The organism is Streptomyces sp. NPDC126510, assembly GCF_040302345.1.
GTDB lineage: Bacteria > Actinomycetota > Actinomycetes > Streptomycetales > Streptomycetaceae > Streptomyces.
Genome location: NZ_JBEORR010000004.1, coordinates 268,661 through 284,119, shown reverse-complemented (window position 1 = coordinate 284,119; position 15,459 = coordinate 268,661). Strand labels below are relative to the sequence as shown.

The following is a 15,459-nucleotide window of genomic DNA, read 5'->3' as shown; positions in this document are numbered from 1 at the left end:
TCAGCACGGGCACAGCTCCACTCGGATGGCTGCGGCCTCGCAGCAGGCGACCTCGACGACGAACGTCCTCTCCGCGAGGACGAACCTGTCGTTGGTGGTGGTGCGGACGCTCGCGGCGTCCGTGTCCGGCACGATGATCGGCGCCTCGCGGCGTACCCGGATCGGGCCCGTGATGTACAGCCAGGCCTCACCGGCGGGAGCCTGCGAACAGTCCGGCGGGCCGACGTTGACGGCGTATCCGGAACCGAGGACGACGCAGTTCCCCATCAGGGTACGGGGCGCGCCCTGGTCGAGCTGCACGACGCGGCAGCAGCCGAGCAACGCCGCTGCTCCTGCGGGAACGTGCAGCACGCCCTGGCCGCCGTACGTCTCGGCGAGCCACCCTTCGAGGGCGGCGACGCCCTGCGCGATCGGCAGCGCCGCCCCTGGGGTGAGGTCGTTCGCGGCGGCCATCGTGCAGAGCTGCTCGCGCATGAACCACGACTCCAGGGCGCGCTGTTCGCCCATGCGGAGCGTCTCGGCCGCCTGCTCGGTGGCCTCGTCGTAGGACCAGCCGATCGGATTGCAGGTGGCGCCCGAGTAGATCGTGACCGGCGGCGCCGAGCACGGGCCGAGCCGGTCGAACTCCTTCGGCGACGGGCCGCTCGTGCCATCCGGGCCACACCACTCGAAGTCGTGGGCTTCCGCGCAGGAGCGGGGGATCCAGTCGGTGCCGAGCAGCTCGTGCGGGTCTGTGGCGTCGACGACGTCCACGCAGTCGCCCAGGATGCCGTGAGGCAGCGGGACACCGGGGACGGCCTGGACGCGCTTTCGAAGTCCTGCCGAAGGCATCTGGTGCCTCACCTCCTATCCGCAGGCAGCCCCGGCCGGCAGAGGGCCGGGGCCACAGCGGTGAGCAGGGTCAGGCGATCGGGCAGGCGGGGACGGCGCGCGGGCCGACCGAGCCGTCAGCGCAGATGTCGACAGTGACGCGCCGCGCCTCGATGCCCCGGTTGACGAGGGCGACGCACTCCTCGGCGAAGATCGCCGTGAAGTCGTTGGTCGCGAACTTCGTCGAGTCATGCACGACCCCGAGGTTGATCTCGGCGCCGCGCCCGAGCTGGAACTGGCCGCTCGGGTAGATCAGGAACTCGACTTCGGCCGGCCACGCCGTGGCAGGGGTCGGGCCGCCGATCGCGGTCGGGACCGCGGGGATGAGGCCCTTCGCCCACTGGACGCGAATGCCCAACGTGGCGAACGCGTCCTCGATGCAGCGCGGGTTGAGGTCGCAGACGTTGACGCCGTTCTGCCGGGCGATGTCCGCGAGGAACATGTTCCTCATCCAGTACGGGAAGACGACCTCGAGACCGATCCGCTCACACAGGTTGTGCTTCTCCTGGATGTCGACGGCCTGGAGCGCGACGGCACCGTAGACAGCGGAGAACGCGGCGAACGCGGCGGTCGTGGTGACCGGCGTCGACACGTTGCGGGCCTGCTCGTACAGGGCGCGGCGGATGCGCATCTCGTGCGCGATCATCACGTTGCGCTGATACCAGGAGATCAACTCCGGGAAGTGACGGCTCGTCAGAATTCCTGCCTCCAAGCACACACCGACGGCGTCGCAGCGGACCTCGGTCGGCGTCGGGCAGGGAATCTGGAAGCACGGCTTCGTGGGCCCACCGGGCGCGCCGGCGGCCTGGTCCTGCGCCTCGGTCCAGATCCACGTCATCGCGTTGACGTCGAGGGTCGGCGTCTGGAAGAACCGGATGCCGCCGCGCGACAGCTGGATCTCGGGCAGGTCCCACAGGCCGTCGGGGCACGCGATGTCGGTGATCTCGTAGATCGTTTCGCTGGGCGCACACCATCCGCCGCTCGCGACGAGGTCGCCGTCCTTCAGGCGCCGCTGGTCACCCGCCTTGACGACGGCGTTGAGGCCTTCGGCCGGGTTGCCCGGGTCCTTCACGACCAGGCCGTCATCGTCGAACGGCAGCCGGTACGAGGCGACGATGCCCGTTCCACCACCCGACGTTGCGAGCGCCCCGGCACGGCGGATGATCCCCTCGGTGAGGGTGTCCATGCTGATGCCCTCGCCGGGCGCGATGCCGGGCATGTCGACCGACGCGACGATCTCGGGCAGCTTCGCGACGGGGGCCGCGGTCTGCGGGACCAGCTGTCGCGGCTGACGCTCACGCACGGACGCGAGGGCGATGACCGGGCGGCGCGGGAGGATCGACGCGGCGACTTCCTCGGGCGTCGGCTCCTCGACGACCTCGGATGCCACAGCCTCCTCGACGGGCTCGGCAGGCTCCTCGACCTCCGGTGCGGCCTCATCGCCGAGGACCTTCGCTGCGAGCTGGTCGAGTTCGGCGACGGCGGCCTGAGCGGTCTCGACGCGCTCGGCCTGCTCGACGCGCAGCGTCTCGATCCCGGTGGCCAGCTCCCGCAGGGCGGGCAGGTCCTCGGTGGTGAGATTCGGGTCCTGGCGGCGGGCGTTGAACGCCTCGACGGCGGCGGCGAGGGTGGCGTCGAGGTCCTCGCTGCTCAGAGTTGAGAGGTCTTCGGGGAGCTGGAAGGGCTCGGCCATGCCGTGACTCCTGAGTGAATCGCAGGAGCCCGGCCCAAAACCAGCAGCGTGTATGACGTGTGTGGAAGGAATCTTAGCTGCACGGCCGGTCGTGAAAGGGCCTCACGGCCGCCCGTGGCCAGCTACAACGTCTTGACCGCTTCTGCGGTCTCGGTGCTGCTCGCGGAGTCCTTCACGGGCTCCTGAGCGGCGTTGGTGTCGGCGTCCGGGTCGGGGTCGATGCGGCTGCCCGGATAGTTCCGGGCGACGTTCTTCGCCGTCACGGGGTTGGTGGTCTGGAAGGCGACGCGCTCCGTCCGTTCACCGACCATGACCTTGTACAGGGTGGCCGGCGTGCCGCTGCGCGCCCGGGTACGGCCGCTGCCGCATGATCCGCACGCCATCAGGCGCCGTCCTTGGAGACCTCGCGCACGGTGCCGCTGTGTCGCTGCGCCATCGCGTCGGCCGTCGTCTTGTACGGGGTCGGGCCGAACACGCGCGTGCCCTGGCTGTTGATGACCTCGTACTGCTTCTTGTTCTTCTGGCAGGGTGCGCAAGCCATGTCAGTGTCCTTCCGTTGGTGCCGGGGGCTGCGGTGGTCAGGGGCGGGCCGGTTCGACGCGCTGTGTCAGCTCGTCGAGTTCGGCGCTCATGCGGGCTCGTTCGGTCTGCCGCTGCTCGACGGCGTCGAGGAACCGGTCGAGGAACTCGGTACCGGCGAGCAGCGACGACGCGACGAGCTGCGCGGCGGTCTCGGCCACATCGGCCGGTGCCGTGGCGGCGGGCTCGTGCTCGGCGATCGGTGCCGTGGCCGCGGGGGCGACGTCGGGGGCACGGTCGTGCTGCGGCTCGGGCTCGACGAGCGGCGCGGCCACCGGCACCGCCTCGGTCACCGGCGCAGCCGCGGTGTCGAGTGCTACCGCCGCGGCGGTGAGCGCGAGGTTCGACCGCTCGACGACGGCGGTCGCCGCGAGGTGCGCTGCGGCGGCGAGCCGGTACGAGGGGTCCATCTGCGACGGGTGCGCGGGCACCGGCACCGACAGCACGGCACGCAGCTGCCACTTCCCGCCGCTGCCCTGCGTCATGTGGTAGCTGGGCTGGCACGACCTGAAGACGGACAGGTCCCACTCGGACAGCCACGGCGCGGCAGCGCCACTGAACCAGAGGCCGCGGTTGTTCTGGCCGACGGTGACGATCCCGGCGACCGTCCCCGAGTCGTCGAACTGGCATGCCGCCGTCTCGCACTGCCAGCCGTCGCGGTGGTGCCCCACGTTCATCGTGATCGTGCCGACGGCGATCTCTGTGCCGTCGTCGAGGGCGAAGCGCGCTCGCAGGAAGTTCGACAGGTCGAGCCGGCCGAGCTTCTCGATCTGCACCTTCCGACCGTGGACGGCGTGCGGCACTCCGGCCTGAGCGACCCACCCGTACACGCGGCCGTCCTTGTAGTGGACGCCACCGCTGCCGGGCGGGAGTTCCGCGAGGGTTGGTTCCCTGAACCATTCGGCGGGCATGGGCGGCTGCTGCTGCATGACTCGCCAGGCGGACGCTTCGAGTTCGCTGTCGATGCCGGGCACGGCCAGCTCGTCCTGGACGGCCGCGGCGGCCGCCATCTCTCCCTCTGGGATCGTCGACGGCGCCGTGTACAGGCCGTGCGCGATGCGGACGATCCGCTCGGCGCTCACTGCTGCGCGCAGAAGCCGCTTCGTCGTCGACATCGTCAGGGCGAGCGCCTGGGCGACGTCACGGGGGCCGACGGGCACCGGGGACGAGCAGACGTGCGCGACGACGCGGTCAAGGTCGCCGGCCACCTCCGCCGTGTCGGCCGCCTGGACCGGCTCGCCCTCGTCGACCGGTTCGATCGGGTCGAGGACGATCCGCGCCGTCGAGTACGCCGGCATCGCAACGAGCGTCGCGCCACGGACACGGGCGCGGGTGATGCGAACCAGGTAGTCGCCGCTGTTCTCGGCGTGGATGACGACTCCCGTGTCCGGGTCGTCGGGGTCGCCGGCTGCTGCGGTCAGCGCGCCGGGGAACAGCGTGCGGGCAGCGTCAGCGGGTATCCGGCCGCCCGGCCCGGATATCACCGACGTCGTCTGCCGGGTCCGGGTCATCGCGACACCGGCCGCCGTCCACTCCGCTGGGCGGTCCGCGGTGAGCATCCACCCGTCGGCGCCGAGGCTGAGGACGCTCAGCCGCGGGTACGCCGCGGCAGCCAGGACGAGCCCCCCGTCCTCGCCCTCGGACACCTCGTCCGCGTCGGCGGTGTTGTCCCACAGTTCGATACTGACGTCGTCGAGGTCGACGGATACGCCGAGCGGCGCGTCCTGGTCGAGGAGGAGTTCCGCCTCGTACCCGGCGCGCTGCGTCAGGTACAGCACCCCCGTACCGGTGAGCCGGTCACTGTCGCGTTCCATCTGCTGGATGGCTCCGGCGAGTTCTGCGCCCTCGTGGCCCATGCCCATCTCGTCGGCGTACTGGAGGGGCCACGGCCCGCTGTCCCAGTGCAGGGCGCCCGCAGCGAAGATCCGGCCGTCGCCGGTCTGCTGGTTCTCCCAGGCGAGCGCTGCGTCCCCGGGCGTGGACCAGGTGCGCACAGGCGGCGTGTATTCGCTCGCGGTTGTCTCTTCCATGGGGGTGTCCTCCTCGGGGCCGAGCGGGATGTCCGTGTACGAGCCGGCGAAGGCGATCCGTAGCCGGTCGAAGGTCACGTCGCCGAGCCGTTCGGTCATCGGCGCGAGCGGCCACGTCTCGGTGCTGTAGGCGGCGGTGACGTGCGCGACCCACGGGGAATGCGGGCGCGGCGTCTCGGGCCGCTCGTGGGTGCGTTCCAGCGCGTCCACGGCGACGAGGTGCGCGAGCCGCAGGTCGGGGCCGTCGCTGTCCGGGGTGTCGCTGACGGCGTACACCCAGGCCGGTTCGTCGCTGGCGGGGTTCCACATGTTCACGCCGAAGGCGCGGGCCCGGACCGGCCCGGTCAGGTCGGCGTCGACGGCCGTGCGGAGGACCCCGATCAGTTCGTTGCGCTGCTCGTCGGTCCAGTCGGCTGCCTCGCCGAGGTACATGAGCGTGCAGTGCAGCTCGTCGACGGGCTCACCGTCATCGAGGGCCAGCCGCCGGGCGTCGTCGTCGGAGGGGACGAGCGCGATCATCGCGCCCGTGTGCTCGCCGCTGTCGGCGGCGGTCACTTCGGCGTTCTGGGTGACGCGCAGGACCCTCGTCTCCTTCGAATCGGAGACGTCGCCCGCTGGGGACGAGTTCGAATCGAAGGACGCGGCGCGCTCAGCGGTCTGCAAACGCAGGATGCAGCGGCAGTTGACGGTGAGCGCGGCCGGGGCGGTGGGGTCGCCGGGGGCGCTCATGGACACCCCGGCGACGGTGAACGGCTCATCGAGACGCCTCAGCTGACCATCGACAGCGTCGTGAGCGTCGCGTACGTCCTCGTCGCGGCGGGTCTGCCACTGCTTCACGAGCGGCTGGTCCGGGCCGGTCATAGCCTGGGCGGCGGCGAGCGTGGACGCGTTCCAGGCCCTCGTGCTCTCGGTGCGTGCGATGCGTTCCTCGCGGGTCTCGCCGAGCTGGGCCCCATCGGCGGCGAACAGTGCGCGCAGCCGGATACGGAGCTGCTCGACGTCCTCCCCGTCGTTGAGGCCTTCGGCGAGCGCGGCCACCGCTGCTTCGGTGAGCCGGTCGCCGACGGCCCGCACGAGGTGCTCGGTCGCTTCGGCATAGTCGCCGAGGAGGGCCGGGAGGGTGCCGACGTCGTAGCGGGCGGGCAGGTCATCCCACCCGTCAGGGAGTTCACCATCAGTGTCGCTGACGGCCTGCTCAGCTGCCTGCTCGGCAACCCCGAACAGGCGGCGCATGAGGCGAGGTACCCGCTCACGCCACATCGTGGCGATCCGGCCCAGGCTGAACCGGGCTGCGACGATCTCCCTCGCGTCGGCGAGGTGGGCGGCGATCTCCTCGGCGAGTTCGTCGAGAACGATCCGCACTTCCCCGGCGACCGCCTCCTCGGTCGCCGCGAGTTCCTGCTCGACGTCAGCCACGCTGCACCTCCGGGTCGTCGGGGTCGGTACAGATCACGCACCCGTCGACGCTGCCGATGACCGTCACCCCGCCTGGATGCAGGGCGACGACATCCACGCTGAAGCCCGTCAGCGCCTTGCACGCCGAGCACCACAGGTCACCGCTCAGGTTGGCGAGGTCGAGGAACACGCCGGCCGTGCGCGGCCTGTGGCGCGGCGGGGTGGGCCTGGACTCGCCGCTCATGCGGCTTCCGCCGGGCACGGGGTGCGCAGCACTCGCACGGTGTCCTCGAAGGTGTGTGGAAGCCGGGCGGCGATCAGCGCGCGGGCGTAGTCGTCGAGGACGTCGGTCAAGCAGTCCGGGTTGAGGCCGTACCGCTTCGCGATCTCGGGGACGCGGACCCACGCGCCGGCGAGAAGGTGCCATTCGTCGATCAGGTCGGGCTCGACGGGATACCGGGTGTGCAGTTCGGCGGGCACCATTTCGCGGGCCCGTGCGCGCTCGCTGCGAGGACACACCGGTTTGTTCCGCAGACGGGTGCCGGCCGCGGAGAGGGCGGCCCAGATCAGTCCGTCGACGGCGGCAAGGACGTCCGGGCTGGCGGGACCGGCGGGGGCGGCTGAGGCGGGAAGGGTGTCGGGGATGTCGTTGGTCTCGCTCACGGGCAGGCTCGTCACGGTGCTGTCCTCGTCGTCAGGTGGGGTCGCCTCGTCGTTGTCGTCGCCGGGCGGGGGTGCGTCAGGGGCGTCGCTCTCCTCGAAGCCGGTCTCACGCCGGGCGGCGGTGCCGGAAATCAGGCCGAGATTGAAGGCCTCAAGGGCGGTCTGGGCTCGGTTGGACTGCACGCGCAGGGAGCTGGTGTCGTGCCAGACGAGCCAGTCGTCGGCGTCCTCGTCGCCCTCGGCTTCGAGGATCGGGCGCAGCCACATCGTGGTGAGGGCGTGGCAGACGATCCCGAGACGCGGCTCGACACCCATGCGGATCGCTTCGGCGGTCAGCGCCCACGCCGACCAGTGGTTCGCGTCGCCGAGACCCAACAGGATTTCCGCTGGCACTTCCAGCCCGTTGGCGAACCGGCGGATGGCCTCCTCGCGGAGCCGCAGCGCCAGCTCGTCGAAGGGCGACTCGAACGACATCCACTTGATGTCGCTGATCACTTCGGCGGGGACTTCAAGGATGATCGGAACGGTCGCCGCAGCGGAATCGGGTTCGCGGATCGCGGTCGAGGAGACCTCAAGGAACACCTCAAGCAGGTCATCCTCTGCATCGCCGCTCGTTCCGGGTGCGGTCGGGAACCTGGTGCCCTTGGGGACGAGGAGCACGCCACGGCCGGTGATGCGGGAGCGGGCGATCGCGGCGACAGCCGCGTTCAGCAGCTGGAGCTCTTCGAGGAGGACCATGCTGGAGCGGACGGGGCTGTCGGCCTCGATGTGCCGGTCGGGGGCCGGCTTCCACACGCGTATCGCGATGGGGGCCATGGGGTCCGGGTCAGCGTTCGGGTCGTACGGCGGGATCGGCACGTCCTCACCGTCGATCTCGGCGGTCAGCTTCCCGCCGCCCTCCTGCTTCACCTCGCGGGTGGACAGGACACGCCAGTCGTAGCCGTTGACCGTGTCGTTCTTGTCGAGGGTGGGCCGGACGACGATCCAGCCTTCCCCGGCGACGACGAGATGCGGCCCGAAGTCGCCGAGGAGGACGGACTGCCCGTCGGGGCCGCCTGCGATCTCCCGGACGATCTCGGCTGCCCGGTGGTCGTCGGGGGCGCGTTCGATCGTGCCGTCCTCGCTTCGGCGTCCCGCGAACAAGGTGGCGCCAGACATCGCGTTGCCGACCCACGTGCCGGCGAAGCGAACCTCCGGGACGTCCTTGTAGAACTGCCAGGCACTCTGCTGCCATGACGAGTCGACCCGGCTCACCCGGCTGCTGGTCGTCTTGCGGCTGTAGCGGGACGCTGCCGCAGTGAGCTGTCGAGGCACCTTCAGCCGCCGAACGTGTCGTCACGACGGTTGAGGAGGGCCTGCACGCCGGCCACCGCGAACCATTCGATGCCGTGGACGATCCACGGGGCGTCGTTCCAGCTGTCGGTGGCAAGGAGGTACACGAGGAGAGTCACGCCGGACAGCCACCAGCCGAAGCAGTAGACACAGCTGACGAGTTGGAGCAGGAAGGTGCGCGGCTTGGAGTCGACGTTCTTCGCATGCCAGGCGGCGAGCCGCTCCCGAGGACCGTCGAGGATCGTGTCATGGACGCCGAGCTGAGTCGCCCGGTACGCGGCGAAGCCGAGCACAGCGAGCACGGGCAGAGAGATCACAGGCCGCCTCCGTCGAGATCCCCAGGTCAGGAACGGCGGCAAGGATACTGCGCGCAGTGCGCGAAGTGCGCACACTGCGCACGGCTGCGTGGTGACGGAGGCACAGCAGCATCGGGGTTCAGAACAGGGGCAGCTTGGGTCGCGCCACGACGGCGTACCACCCTTCGCCTACTCTGCCAGGTATGCCATGTGTCATTTGGTCTTGGCCTGCTTTGGCCGCATTTTCCTCTGCGGATTGGGGGTCTGTCCCGGCATGGGTGGCTGGCGTCTTCGCAGGTCTAGCTGCGGTTGGCGCCTTGGCGACCCTAAAGAGCCAGAGGGAGCAGATCAGGGACCAGCGTGCGTTCATCGCAGAGCAGACCGACGTACTGCAATTGCAACGCGACGAGTTGTCGGCGTCCGCCGAGAAGCGCACACGGGAGCAGGCGCAGGCTGTTCGACTCAATCCACAGGAGGACGTCCGTGCGCGATGGCAGGCCCGGGGAATCGAGCGGGTGGCGGAGGTGAGGAACGAAAGCGGCGCTGCGGTGCATGACGTGAATGTGCTACTCGGCAACCATGCGGCAGGAGGAGTCGCTGTACGCAGTTTCACCGGAAGATGGGGACCGCTGCAACCACCGCCGGTGTCGCGGCTTGGCCCTTTTGAGGTTGCAGCGTTCTGCTTTTTCAAAGCGCTAGGGGATACTGCCCCGCATGCATTCTTCACGGATGACGCCGAACGGCGATGGCATGTGTCCGCTGAGGGGCTGCTGAGGCCTGCGCATCCTGGCGACGGCTTCCCCGAGCCGCCGTGATCTTCCTGCGGTGGGGGGCGCGCTAACTCCGAGGAGCAGCCCTATCTCCGGTCACGGGCGGGAACGCAGCAGAGTCGTCTGTCGGAACAACGGCAGCGTGTCGATGCTGTCGGGCTCGTCCGTCGTCTCGTCGGCCGTGAACTCCAGCTGCCGGGCGGGCAGCGGCAGGTCGACGATGGCTAGGGAGCCGGGGCAGGACAACAGGGCGGTGCCCCGGCCGGGCGGGTCGTGGCGCCATACGCGGCCCTTGCCGAGCCGTCCGGCAACCGGGCCGGCCGCGATGTGCCGCTGGCAGGTCTGGCACTCGATACGGGGCATCTTCACGCTCAACAGTGTGCAAGGCCGGGCCAGTGCACTGGGACCCCCGCCGGGCCCATGACCACCGTCGCAGGGGCCATCCGCCGGGCCCATGACCACCGGCGCGGACACAGGCAACGTAGCAGGCGGCATCCACGGCCATGGGCGCTTCGCGGGCCTCGCCACGTTCAGAGGCCACGTGGCCTCATTTGAGGAGCACTAGGTAACCCGGCTCCACGCCGTCAATCGTTGTGAGGGCTGTGCCCGAGGTGACCCAGACGCTGGTCGGCTGCTGTCCTGTCGGGATCTGGAAGATTCCGTGTGCCGGTCCCCGGCTGCCCGGGTTGAGCCCGAAGGTCGGTCCGGTCTGTCCTTTGCTGTTGAAGTACTGCGCGTAGTCCAAGGCGTAGGTGGAGTCCGTCTGGGACTGGTTGTAACGGGTGTCGCCGACGTTCAGGCTCACCGAGTTGGCGGCGTTCCAGTTCGCCTCGCTCTTGCCGACGTTGAGCGCGTCTATGGCCACGACGCAGAACTGTTTGCTGGCCTCGGGTGTGGGAGTGGGGGTGGGTGAGCCGACCGACTCGGCTGCATAGGCCATGACGGCTGGGTCCAGCGGCTTGCCACAGGTAACGCTGCGTACGGTGAACTGCCAACGGTCTGGGTCGTCGGCGGGGTCTCTGTACTCGACCGTCACGGTGAACGGCTCCCCTGCCCGTACTGTGCCGAGCACCTCCGCCCCCGGCGGCGCTCCGTCCGTGGGGGCGACTGGGGCTGTGGGGGTAATTGGGGCCGTGGTTCCTTCCGTAGCCTGGTCGGCGTTGTCGGAGCAGGCGGCCATGACCACGAGCAATACAGCCGCGGCGACAGTGCGGGACACCTTGAGGCGCGCGTCCATATCCTCATGCTCGCGCCGCTGCCATGAGTGCGCACGCCCACAGCTGAACGATCACGGCCTGCCGCTCCGTGCTCCGCGCCGGTTCCCGAACCCAGCGGGCCTACCCGCGTCAGCCTGAGACAGGGCCGCGGTGCGGCATATCCCCCTGCCGGGTCTCGTCGACGCCTCTGGTCGGCTCCGAGGCGCTCCGGCGGGCCACCCGCAACCTGGGCTGCGGCCACTGGTACATGAGGGTCCGGACCCTCGCGTCCCCGAGCAGGTCGACCTCCACCTGGTAGCGGACCGTGCCGTCGGGCCAGTTCTGCCGCGCCCGGACCGGCGCGCGCCGCCACTTCCCGGCCGACATCACCTGGAGCGCCGGGTGCCAGCTAGGCGGTGTCGGGGACGACCCATGGTGTGGTTGAGGCATACCCGAGAGACGATCGACACAGCCCAGCGGTTGCCGATCTCACTCCACGTAGGCGCCGTGCAGTACGCGCACGCCTGCACGGCCAGCTGCAACCATTCGTGCGCAGTGGACAGTCCTGTCGGCCATGAGCCCACGTTTACCCCGGCGCCAGGCCGAACGGCGCGGTCTGCGTCTGTGGCCCGTCGGTATCGTCCTGGTCCTGGCTTTCACCACTGCCGTACTGGTGGCTGCTGCCGTGTTCTACACCGGGTGGGACTTGCTCGGGGCACGCGAGTTGAAGCCCGAGCGGCGCCTCGACTCCAAAACGCTGTTCGACTTGGTCAAGCTGGCGTTCGGCGTAGTGGCCGGCGCGGGTGCTCTGGTCGCCCTGGTCGTGGCCTACCGCCGCCAGCGCGTCGACGAGGACGGCGCACTGCGCGACGGCACCCGCCTGCACACCGAACGCTTCACCACCGCCGTCTCCCAGCTCGGTGACGATTCCGCCGCCGTGCGTCTGGGTGGCGTGCACGCCCTGGCCGGACTTGCCGACGACGCCCCCACCCGCGAACTACGCCAGACGTGCATCGATGTCCTGTGCGCATACCTCCGACTCCCCTACACCGCCGAAGCCGACCTACCGGCGAACGATGCGGGAGCCCGCCACACTTACCTGGCTGTGCGGGAAGTCCGGCACACCATCATCAGGCTCATCCGCGACCATCTCCGCCTGCCCCTCCAGCATCACCACTCGTGGCAAGGCCACGACTTCGACTTCACCGGCGTCACGTTCGACGGCGGAGACTTCGGCCAGGCGATATTCTCCGGCGGCAGGGTCGACTTCCACCGTGCGGAGTTCTCCGGCGGCATCGTCGACTTCCGCCTGGCAGTGTTCTCCGGCGGCAGGGTCGACTTCAGCGGTGTGAAGGTCTCCGGCGGCACGGTCGACTTCGACGGGGCGAAGTTCTCCGGCGCGAGGGTCAACTTTGGCCTGGCGGTGGTCTCCCGCGGCAGGGTCGAATTCGAAATGGCGGTGTTCTCCGGCGGCAGGGTCGACTTCGAAATGGCGGCGTTCTCCGGCGGCACGGTGGACTTCCACGCCGCGGAGTTCTCCGGCGGCACGGTGTCCTTCGGCGGGGCGAGGTTCTCCGGCGGCATCGTCCACTTCGGCAGCGCGATGTTCTCCGGCGGCACGGTCTACTTCGGCGGCACCATCGGCGGCGGGGCGACGTTCTCCGGTGGGACGGTGTCCTTCGGCGGGGCCACGTTCTCAGGCGGCACGGTCAACTTCGGCGGGGCCACGTTCTCAGGCGGCACGGTCAACTTCGGAGCGTCGACGTTCTCCGGCAGCATTGTCACCTTCATTGCAGCGACCGGGGCCGTCCCGTCTGGCCTCCTTCCGGCAGGCTCTCCCCTTCCGGAAGGACTCATCCTTCCAGCAGCCTGGCAACCGACAGCGTCCTGATCACCTGATCCCCCGCCCGTACGCCGACGTCGCGCCCCGCGAATGCCCGCCCGGCTGGTGGTCTGCGGGAGCGGGGCTTGGACGATGGCGGCCGCCGGACAGTGATCGTCCGTTTTCCCTACACCCGCCTTCCTGGGACTCTTGTGCCGTACTCACAGCTGAAGGAACCGGAGCCGCCCGCCTTGATCATCCTGGACACGAACATCCTGCGGAGCTTCAAGCTCGACAGTGTGAGCTCGGACCTGCTCAAGACGATCCGTACCACCGGCATCGAATCCGTCGGCGTGCCGTGGGTCGTGCTGGAGGAACTGGCGTCACACCGGGCAGTGCCGTACCGGGAGAAGCACGAAGCAGCCGTGCAGGCCGTGGAGAACTTCAGGAAGACCACACCGTGGCAGGTCGCCGCCCTGCTCCCTCCGCTCGACCTGAAGCACTTCCACGCGCATTGGCGGGAGCAGTACCTGGAGATCGTCGACGAGATCCCGACGAGCGAGTTCGCGCTGCGTGAGGCGACATTCCGGGAGGCGAACGTCCTCCCTCCCTGCAAGGCCGTCGTCATCAACGAGCGCGGCGAGAAGGTGAAGACCGGGGGCCGGGACGCCGCGATCTGGCTGACGGCCGTCGAGTATGCGCGGGCACACCCGGACGAGAAGGTCTACTTCGTCAGCAAGAACACGAAGGACTTCGGAGACGGCACGACATACCCGCCACGGATGGCCGCCGACCTGGAAGGCCTCGGGGACCGATTCGTACACCTCACGTCCCTGGGCGAGGTCCTCCAGCGGTTCACGGAGACGGCCGAGGTCGACGAGGAGGCAGTGCGCGCGACCCTGTCGAACCCGGAGAGCCTCAAGGCGGTCAGTGCCGAGGCGGCCCGACTGATGTCCGTACCGCAGGGAAACCCCTGGTTCGCTGAAGGCCCCACGCTCGAAGTGGTGATGGCGTTCCTGTCGGAAGACCTCGGAAATGGCGAGTTCGAAACTGTCACCACTGAGCCGGTGCGGATGCTGGGCTGGGCCGGGGCGCCCACGGTCGCGTTCCAGAGCATGGGCGAGCTGAGCGCCTACCGCATCGGGGACCACGTCTGGTGTGCCGCGACGGTGCGGTGGGTACTCAGCGGCCCCGCACTGACCGATTCAAACGGGGTGGAGGTCGTCGGGTGTGCGTGGGAGACACGCGTCCTCGCTAGCACGACGAATACGGACTCCCGACTCACCATCCTCCGCAGCCAGACCCCGCGCGCTGTCAGCACATCAGAGTTCGGCCGGTTCGCTCCTCCCGCGACGTCGCTGGCGAAACGACGAGCGTTCGCCAGGCGTAACCCGCATATGTGGGTGGGCCACGGGGTCGGCTATAGCTTTCCTCTGACCAGGCTGGATCGAACCCTTCAGGTCCCGCACGACAGCCCATGGTTCGTCCAGCCACCGCGCTGGAACAGCGCTCAGTTCGCCGAGCCGCGTGAGGACACAGACGACAGCCCCTGGTTCGCCGGGCCGCCAGAGGAGGACGGATACCCGAATTTCGCTGAGCCGCGCGAGGACGCACACGACACCCCCCAGTTCGCCGAGCCGCGTGAGGACGCCGACGACACTCCTCAATTCGCCGAGCCTCGTGAGGACGCCGACGACACCCCTTGGTTCGCCGGGCCGCAGGACAACGGGCACGACCACCCGAGGTTCGCCGAGCCGGAGGAAGGTGACGACCAGGAGCAGCGGACCGAGGGTGCCGACAGGGGGTAGATCGTGGTCCTGACTCCGCCGGTTCAGCCGATGCTCGCCGAAGCCCGCTCCGAGTTGCCGCCCGCTCGGGCGTTGCCGGGCGGGTTGGCCTTCGAGCAGAAACCGGACGGCTACCGTGCGCTGCTCTTCGCCGGCCCCGGCCGCGCGTACCTCCAGTCCCGCAGGGGTGCCGACCTCGGGGCTGGGTTCATCGAGATCGCTGCTGCGGGCCGGGCCCTGTCCGTGCCGCTCGTCTTGGACGGCGAGCTCGTCGTCGCCCAGGAGGGCCGCTTGGACTTCGGCCAGCTCCAGCAGCGGGCCCGGCGTCGCGGCGCCGGTGCCCGACTGGCCGCCAGGGAGACCCCCGCGCACCTGATTGTGTTCGACGTCCTCGACACGGCAGACGGCCCGCTTCTCGACGAGCCGTACCGGGCCCGGCGCGCGCTGCTTGAGACGCTGTTCGCCGACGGGGTGCTGGCCGCGCCGTTTGTGCTCTGCCCGGCCACGACGGACCGGGCGATCGCGGAGGACTGGCTCGACCCGGCCTGGGGCGCGGCCGGTATCGAGGGCGTCGTCGTGAAGGGCCTGTCGCAGAAGTATCAGCCGGGCCGCCGAGGCTGGATCAAGGTGCGGGCCCGCGCCAGCGCGGAGGCTGTGGTCGCCGCCGTGACAGGACGGGTGGCCGCGCCGTCGACGCTGCTCCTTGGCCGCTACGACAGTCGCGGGCGGCTCCGTTTCATCGCCCGGACCGTTCCGCTGTCGGCGACGGCCCGGCGGGAGATCGGTGGACTCCTCTACCCGAGCGACGACACCCACCCCTGGGAAGGGGTCCGTTTCTCCGCCGCTTGGGGCACTCGTGAGGCCATCGATCACCGGCCGGTCCAGCCGGACGTCGTCGTGGAGTTCGCCGGGGACACCGCGATCGATGCTGGCCGCTACCGGCACCCGGTGCGGTACCTGCGAGTCCGTGACGACATGAGTCCCGACCAGCTGCCCCCCGTGGGCGCCTAGCTGCGGGACAGGCGG

Annotated in this window: 15 protein-coding genes; 4 read left to right on the top strand and 11 right to left on the bottom strand. The window is 69.7% G+C overall.

Going from position 1 to position 15,459, the window contains the following annotated elements; all coding sequences use genetic code 11:
• The 8 genes from ABTX60_RS07230 to ABTX60_RS07195 form a co-directional block, all read right to left on the bottom strand.
• Positions 1–831 carry a cupin gene (locus ABTX60_RS07230; RefSeq protein ID WP_352096067.1) on the bottom strand — a complete coding sequence of 277 codons (831 nt, stop codon included), beginning with the start codon at positions 829–831 and terminating at the stop codon, positions 1–3.
• A 70-nt stretch (positions 832–901) separates the two neighbouring features.
• On the bottom strand, positions 902–2,563 hold the full coding sequence (locus tag ABTX60_RS07225; protein WP_352096066.1) for a major capsid protein: 1,662 nt from the start codon (positions 2,561–2,563) through the stop codon (positions 902–904).
• A 122-nt stretch (positions 2,564–2,685) separates the two neighbouring features.
• Complete coding sequence (locus ABTX60_RS07220) at positions 2,686–2,946, bottom strand: hypothetical protein (protein ID WP_352096065.1); 261 nt, start codon at positions 2,944–2,946, stop codon at positions 2,686–2,688.
• Positions 2,946–3,104: a hypothetical protein gene (locus ABTX60_RS07215; protein ID WP_352096064.1), complete on the bottom strand. Its 159-nt coding sequence runs from the start codon at positions 3,102–3,104 to the stop codon at positions 2,946–2,948. Before ABTX60_RS07215 ends, ABTX60_RS07220 begins: the two co-directional genes overlap by 1 nt.
• Positions 3,105–3,141: 37 nt before the next feature.
• On the bottom strand, positions 3,142–6,588 hold the full coding sequence (locus ABTX60_RS07210) for a phage minor head protein (RefSeq protein ID WP_352096063.1): 3,447 nt from the start codon (positions 6,586–6,588) through the stop codon (positions 3,142–3,144).
• Positions 6,581–6,811: a hypothetical protein gene (locus ABTX60_RS07205; protein ID WP_352096062.1), complete on the bottom strand. Its 231-nt coding sequence runs from the start codon at positions 6,809–6,811 to the stop codon at positions 6,581–6,583. The genes ABTX60_RS07210 and ABTX60_RS07205 overlap by 8 nt, the downstream gene beginning before the upstream one ends.
• Positions 6,808–8,544: a hypothetical protein gene (locus ABTX60_RS07200; protein ID WP_352096061.1), complete on the bottom strand. Its 1,737-nt coding sequence runs from the start codon at positions 8,542–8,544 to the stop codon at positions 6,808–6,810. The genes ABTX60_RS07205 and ABTX60_RS07200 overlap by 4 nt, the downstream gene beginning before the upstream one ends.
• A gap of 2 nt (positions 8,545–8,546) precedes the next feature.
• Positions 8,547–8,879 carry a hypothetical protein gene (locus tag ABTX60_RS07195; RefSeq protein WP_352096060.1) on the bottom strand — a complete coding sequence of 111 codons (333 nt, stop codon included), beginning with the start codon at positions 8,877–8,879 and terminating at the stop codon, positions 8,547–8,549.
• A gap of 296 nt (positions 8,880–9,175) precedes the next feature.
• Between ABTX60_RS07195 and ABTX60_RS07190 the strand changes: the two genes are divergently transcribed.
• Positions 9,176–9,673, top strand: coding sequence for a hypothetical protein (locus ABTX60_RS07190; protein WP_352096059.1), 498 nt, complete (start codon positions 9,176–9,178; stop codon positions 9,671–9,673).
• A 51-nt stretch (positions 9,674–9,724) separates the two neighbouring features.
• Here the strand turns inward: ABTX60_RS07190 and ABTX60_RS07185 are convergent, their stop codons facing one another.
• The 3 genes from ABTX60_RS07185 to ABTX60_RS07175 all read right to left on the bottom strand — a co-directional run bounded on the left by ABTX60_RS07185 (position 9,725) and on the right by ABTX60_RS07175 (position 11,211).
• Positions 9,725–9,997 carry a hypothetical protein gene (locus tag ABTX60_RS07185; protein ID WP_352096058.1) on the bottom strand — a complete coding sequence of 91 codons (273 nt, stop codon included), beginning with the start codon at positions 9,995–9,997 and terminating at the stop codon, positions 9,725–9,727.
• Positions 9,998–10,175: 178 nt separating this feature from the next.
• Positions 10,176–10,865 carry a hypothetical protein gene (locus ABTX60_RS07180; protein ID WP_352096057.1) on the bottom strand — a complete coding sequence of 230 codons (690 nt, stop codon included), beginning with the start codon at positions 10,863–10,865 and terminating at the stop codon, positions 10,176–10,178.
• 109 nt (positions 10,866–10,974) lie between these two features.
• On the bottom strand, positions 10,975–11,211 hold the full coding sequence (locus tag ABTX60_RS07175; protein WP_352096056.1) for a hypothetical protein: 237 nt from the start codon (positions 11,209–11,211) through the stop codon (positions 10,975–10,977).
• A 187-nt stretch (positions 11,212–11,398) separates the two neighbouring features.
• Between ABTX60_RS07175 and ABTX60_RS07170 the strand changes: the two genes are divergently transcribed.
• From ABTX60_RS07170 to ABTX60_RS07160, 3 genes are all read left to right on the top strand, one after another.
• Positions 11,399–12,715, top strand: coding sequence for a pentapeptide repeat-containing protein (locus ABTX60_RS07170; protein WP_352096055.1), 1,317 nt, complete (start codon positions 11,399–11,401; stop codon positions 12,713–12,715).
• Positions 12,716–12,897: 182 nt separating this feature from the next.
• Positions 12,898–14,454, top strand: coding sequence for a PIN domain-containing protein (locus ABTX60_RS07165; protein ID WP_352096054.1), 1,557 nt, complete (start codon positions 12,898–12,900; stop codon positions 14,452–14,454).
• Between the two features lie 3 nt (positions 14,455–14,457).
• Positions 14,458–15,444 (top strand): ATP-dependent DNA ligase, encoded by a 987-nt coding sequence (locus ABTX60_RS07160; RefSeq protein ID WP_352096053.1) that lies wholly within the window; start codon positions 14,458–14,460, stop codon positions 15,442–15,444.
• Positions 15,445–15,459 lie beyond the last annotated feature (15 nt).

What these genes read in the sequence shown, in the direction of transcription:
- ABTX60_RS07180 (WP_352096057.1), bottom strand. Translation starts at nt 10,865, where the DNA reads ATGGACGCGCGCCTCAAGGTGTCCCGCACTGTCGCCGCGGCTGTATTG.
- ABTX60_RS07205 (WP_352096062.1), bottom strand. Translation starts at nt 6,811, where the DNA reads ATGAGCGGCGAGTCCAGGCCCACCCCGCCGCGCCACAGGCCGCGCACG.
- ABTX60_RS07215 (WP_352096064.1), bottom strand. Translation starts at nt 3,104, where the DNA reads ATGGCTTGCGCACCCTGCCAGAAGAACAAGAAGCAGTACGAGGTCATC.
- ABTX60_RS07225 (WP_352096066.1), bottom strand. Translation starts at nt 2,563, where the DNA reads ATGGCCGAGCCCTTCCAGCTCCCCGAAGACCTCTCAACTCTGAGCAGC.
- ABTX60_RS07220 (WP_352096065.1), bottom strand. Translation starts at nt 2,946, where the DNA reads ATGGCGTGCGGATCATGCGGCAGCGGCCGTACCCGGGCGCGCAGCGGC.
- ABTX60_RS07230 (WP_352096067.1), bottom strand. Translation starts at nt 831, where the DNA reads ATGCCTTCGGCAGGACTTCGAAAGCGCGTCCAGGCCGTCCCCGGTGTC.
- ABTX60_RS07175 (WP_352096056.1), bottom strand. Translation starts at nt 11,211, where the DNA reads ATGTCGGCCGGGAAGTGGCGGCGCGCGCCGGTCCGGGCGCGGCAGAAC.
- ABTX60_RS07170 (WP_352096055.1), top strand. Translation starts at nt 11,399, where the DNA reads ATGAGCCCACGTTTACCCCGGCGCCAGGCCGAACGGCGCGGTCTGCGT.